A 4,351-nucleotide genomic window follows, 5' to 3' on the forward strand; every position below is an offset into this window, starting at 1 on the left:
GGAAGATAGACTGCAGTACAATTTCCACTCCAGCGACGTTATACTTTTGGATTAAACTGCGCATTGATTCATTGTATTTCGTACAAAAATACTATGCTGTTGACAGGATAACTATGATATTTATCAGGTAGTTATTGAAGCTAATAAAAACAGCAAGAAACCACCTTGCAAAATAAAAAGTGCTTCAAAAAAATAGGCCGCCTTATTGATTGTTGCGAAAAAACTAGATGGTTGGCGATTCCCATCCCAAGCCAAAAAAAGGTAAGAATTCCGGATATTACATTATCCGTCCACGCTTCTTTTCGTGCCGATAGATAAACCACAAGGGCAGCAAGTAGGTATAAAACAACCTGCATTGGAAAAACGGCCTGGTTATAATTTTCAAAAACGGTTAAGAACCCTTCGGATGTAAATGGTAGTTTCATCTTTTTATTGGGACACATTATATTCTATTTCCTTCAGCTCAAATTTCCCATAAACAAATTCTCCGTCAGGATAATGCCATGTGGCTTCGCCATAGGTCGCCAGATTGTACCCGTTTATGTTTTTATAGTTTTTGGCAGGTGTAGAAAACGGAAAGGCCTTCATTTCGGAAACCGAATAGCGGTCGTACGAAACAAAATTGATGAGTTGTCCAGCCTCGTTGAAAGATAAAATAGCTGAGATCTTAATATTGATGGTAGTAAAAGTGGCCTTGACCGATAAGGGGTCGATGGTTTCCCAAGTGATTCGTTTATCAATAAGTGCGGCCGGAGCGAACAAACACAGGTCATTAAAAAAAGTGACCGTTTCCGCGGGGTACATTTCCTTTCCTTTGATATCGACTATGGGAAACAGGGATTCTAATTTTATGAGCATGCCCGCCCCTTCCCTATCGTATTTATGATAACCATATGTGGGCAATCCCATAATCTTCGCCTTCATAAAGAAAAGGCGGGTGGGTGTATCGAAAAAATTATATTGTTCCGAGGTAAACGAAAACCAATCCTTTCCCTTTTCCCGCATTTGGCCTTTAAAACGATACAGACATTGTTTATTTTGGGTTTACCCACCACACCGACATACACTAAATACTTTTTCACAGGTAACGGTAGGCGTTCCAAGTCCCTTGCAGTAATAATTTCGGAATGGGTTTTCGATTTTTCAATCGCTGACCGAACATCCCCCTTATATTTATTTTCAAACTGACTGGACGCAAAACCGATGATGGCGGCCAACAGAATAATGAAATTGGCGATGGTTCCGAATTTAGCATCCCTCCAAACCGTAAAAATCAGGATTTGGGATACAAGTACAGCGATCATGGCGAGTATCGGCCAAGTATCCCTTTTCATCATGTTGAGTCCGGTGGAAACAATAAACAGCAAGCCCGTCAACAACCAAAGCAATCCCATAGGTTTCGAGATTTCTTTGGCAAACTGCGCAACGTTGCCATAATGAAATGCTTTCGCAAAACCCATAAAATGGATGATACCGTGTAGCAATAGCATTAAAAGTAAAGCGATTCTCATGGTCTTAAGTTTTAGTTTTTCTCCTTTTTTGCCGTTTCGCCTATTTCCAAAGCCAAGCTTGGTATCATTAACAATGCTAAGTTGTCTTCTATGCGCTCTAGTAAGTAAGATGTTCTTCAAAACTGATAAATATCATGTCCTTGATGTTTTACCTACCCTATTTTTGAACCTAAATGTTCCCCTAATGAAATTGATGTTCGCTCAAATCTTATTTTTAATGTTGGTTTTCCCTGCCGTAAGAGCACAGGAAACCTATTCGGTAGAGGCCTGTTTTGATTCGTATGTTCAAGGCACATACTGCTTTGTGGATATGGAGGGTACGACCTTTCAGTTTCAGGACATCGAACCTAGCGCAATGGAAAAATATGACCTTACGGATGCATCCTATCAAGGAAAGATGTTTATCGTGGTATATCAAAGCGTAAATAATACTAAAGAAGAAAGAGAAGAGGATGAAGCATACGAGCAGGATAATAATGGCGAGGATTATGAGGAGGATGGGGGGCAGAGCAATGAGGGCGAGGATTATGAGGAGGACGAGGGAGAGAAAGATGACACCGGATACCAAGCATATAGCATTGTCGACCTTGAACTAATTGGATAATAGATGATTAAATCGGCATTCCGCCCTATAATAGTCCAAAGTCTATCCTTAGAACTACTTTTATCCTTTTTCATCCTTTTAGGAAAAGGAATTATTAACTTTTAAAAATTGCAATTATGACAGTTCTGACCGTTAGCGAAAGCACGAATGTTATCAGAAATAATTACACCGGGCACCTTGGCTATGTATCGCAAGGGGAGCCTTACGTAATCCCGATTACCTATTATTTCGACCCTACGGATGATACGCTGATCAGCTATTCGGGGGAAGGCCATAAGATCAAGGCCATGCGAAAGAACAGATCGGTCTCGGTACAGGTCGAAGAAATAGCATCCATGCATAATTGGGAGTCGGCCATGGTACACGGCACTTTTGAAGAGCTTGAAGGTAGTGCGGCAAAGCAAAAGCTGCATGAATTTACGGAAGGGGTAAAAAGTATGATCCATCATAAAGAACAAAAGGAAGTGGAATTCATCAGTGAATTTTCGGGCAAATCGTATGCTAGGGGGACTCCGGTAGTTTTTAGGATCAAAATAACCGGGATTACGGGAAAACGCAGGGAGAGTTAAGATTTTTATGTTTAGGGTCCGGGGGATTCCCCAAGAATCTTTCGCACCTTTGCATACCTGAAAAATGAAGCTTAACAAATCCCTAAAGGAATTAGCGAGATGCACCCCGAAAACAACTTTGATATCCGATCGCTCGGTACGGCAACTATTCCATCGCCCATTCATCTGAGCAAAACGACCAAGGATAAACTCTATAAATTTATTGACGAAAACGATAGGATACTTGTCGATGTCTCTTTACAAGGTTTCGATACATGTATCAAAAACAACGAACGACCGGCTTGTCTGGAAAAGGCCGGGCCGCGCGAAAAGCTGTTCTTCGACCCGGAGAACACCACGGCGGCCATCGTAACCTGTGGCGGGCTTTGCCCCGGTATCAACAATGTGATCCGTAGCCTTGTGATGGCACTTCATTATTTTTACGGGGTCGAGCGTGTTTTCGGCATCCCGTATGGCTACGAAGGCCTTGTGCCCACGAACGGTCACGGATTGAGGGAACTGACACCGGACAAGGTAAAGGACATCCATGAATTCGGCGGCACCGTATTGGGTTCTTCCCGTGGCGCACAATCCGTTTCGGAAATGGTCGATACCTTGGAAAACGAAAAAATCGATCTGCTGTTCGCCATTGGCGGCGATGGCACCTTGAAAGGAGTAAACGCCATTGGGGAGGAAATCGAAAAACGAAATCTGGATATTGCGGTGATAGGAATCCCCAAGACCATTGACAACGACATCGACCTTATCGATAAATCGTTCGGCTTCGAGACCGCCTTCCATGTGGCGGCACCTATAATACGGGATGCCCATAATGAGGCAACGGGAGCCTACAACGGCGTATCCATCGTAAAACTTATGGGAAGGGACAGCGGCTTTATCGCCGCTTCGGCGGCCATAGCTATGCCTGTTGTCAATTTCGTTCTAATACCGGAAATGACCTTCGACCTGAACGGGAAAAGCGGTTTTTTGGAAGCCCTAAAACAACGGTTGGAACTAAAACACCATGCCGTAATCGTAGTTGCCGAAGGTGCGGGGCAACAGCTTTTCGAAACTGGCGATACAGTAACGGACGCCTCGGGAAACGTTAAGCACAAGGACATTGGACTATTATTAAAGGATCAGATAAAGGAATATCTCGATGCCGCTTCCGTCAGGGCGACCATCAAATATATCGATCCGAGCTATATCATCAGAAGTGCGCCCGCCAATGCAAGCGACAGTATTTTCTGTAACAGGCTCGCTTACCATGCCGTTCACGGTGCCATGGCGGGCAAGACCAAATTTGTGGTCGGAATGGTCAACAACCGGTTTGTGCATTTGCCCATCTCCCGAGTCGTAACGCAAAGAAAAAAAATCAATCTGGCAGGGGAATTTTGGTTCGCTGCCCTACAAAGTACAGGGCAGCCGTTTTCAATGCAATAGCGGACAACACGCACTATCACTTTATGCCGGATTTGAGGTATTCACTGTTCATAAGGGCGATAGTTGACAGGGATATTTCCTTGGGGCATTCCACCTCACAGGCTCCTGTATTGGTACAGTTCCCAAACCCTTCCGCATCCATCTGCCTTACCATGGTGGATACGCGATCACTGGCCTCTACCCTACCCTGTGGCAACAAGGCAAACTGTGCTATCTTGGCGGAGACGAACAGCATGGCCGATGCA

The 4,351-nt window shown here is 44.1% G+C and carries 4 protein-coding genes and 2 pseudogenes; 3 read left to right on the forward strand and 3 right to left on the reverse strand.

The window, feature by feature from the left end:
- Positions 1-140: 140 nt before the first annotated feature.
- Entirely contained in the window at positions 141-443 is a 303-nt protein-coding gene (locus tag ACEW8S_RS13985; RefSeq protein ID WP_373518759.1) for a DUF6064 family protein, read from the reverse strand.
- Positions 430-1,511, reverse strand: a pseudogene (locus tag ACEW8S_RS13990) (DUF6544 family protein). Before ACEW8S_RS13990 ends, ACEW8S_RS13985 begins: the two are co-directional and overlap by 14 nt.
- Positions 1,512-1,695: 184 nt before the next feature.
- Here ACEW8S_RS13990 and ACEW8S_RS13995 point away from each other — a divergent pair.
- The 3 genes from ACEW8S_RS13995 (at position 1,696) to ACEW8S_RS14005 (ending at position 4,106) form a co-directional block, all read left to right on the forward strand.
- Complete coding sequence (locus ACEW8S_RS13995; RefSeq protein WP_373518760.1) at positions 1,696-2,115, forward strand: hypothetical protein; 420 nt, start codon at positions 1,696-1,698, stop codon at positions 2,113-2,115.
- A 116-nt stretch (positions 2,116-2,231) separates the two neighbouring features.
- A complete protein-coding gene (locus ACEW8S_RS14000) occupies positions 2,232-2,684 on the forward strand; it encodes a pyridoxamine 5'-phosphate oxidase family protein (RefSeq protein ID WP_373518761.1) in 453 nt (150 codons plus the stop codon).
- A 99-nt stretch (positions 2,685-2,783) separates the two neighbouring features.
- The gene (locus ACEW8S_RS14005) at positions 2,784-4,106 is read left to right on the forward strand and encodes an ATP-dependent 6-phosphofructokinase (protein WP_373518762.1); all 1,323 of its coding nucleotides are present in this window, start codon (positions 2,784-2,786) and stop codon (positions 4,104-4,106) included.
- A 16-nt stretch (positions 4,107-4,122) separates the two neighbouring features.
- Here ACEW8S_RS14005 and ACEW8S_RS14010 read toward each other — a convergent pair.
- Positions 4,123-4,351 (reverse strand): annotated as a pseudogene (locus ACEW8S_RS14010) (succinate dehydrogenase/fumarate reductase iron-sulfur subunit); the annotation flags it as partial.

The organism is Pricia sp. (assembly GCF_041745955.1).
Lineage (GTDB): Bacteria > Bacteroidota > Bacteroidia > Flavobacteriales > Flavobacteriaceae > Pricia.

Excerpts from the sequence above, each read along its gene's own strand:
- ACEW8S_RS13985 (WP_373518759.1), bottom strand. The coding sequence starts at position 443 with ATGTGTCCCAATAAAAAGATGAAACTACCATTTACATCCGAAGGGTTC.
- ACEW8S_RS13995 (WP_373518760.1), top strand. The coding sequence starts at position 1,696 with ATGAAATTGATGTTCGCTCAAATCTTATTTTTAATGTTGGTTTTCCCT.
- ACEW8S_RS14000 (WP_373518761.1), top strand. The coding sequence starts at position 2,232 with ATGACAGTTCTGACCGTTAGCGAAAGCACGAATGTTATCAGAAATAAT.
- ACEW8S_RS14005 (WP_373518762.1), top strand. The coding sequence starts at position 2,784 with ATGCACCCCGAAAACAACTTTGATATCCGATCGCTCGGTACGGCAACT.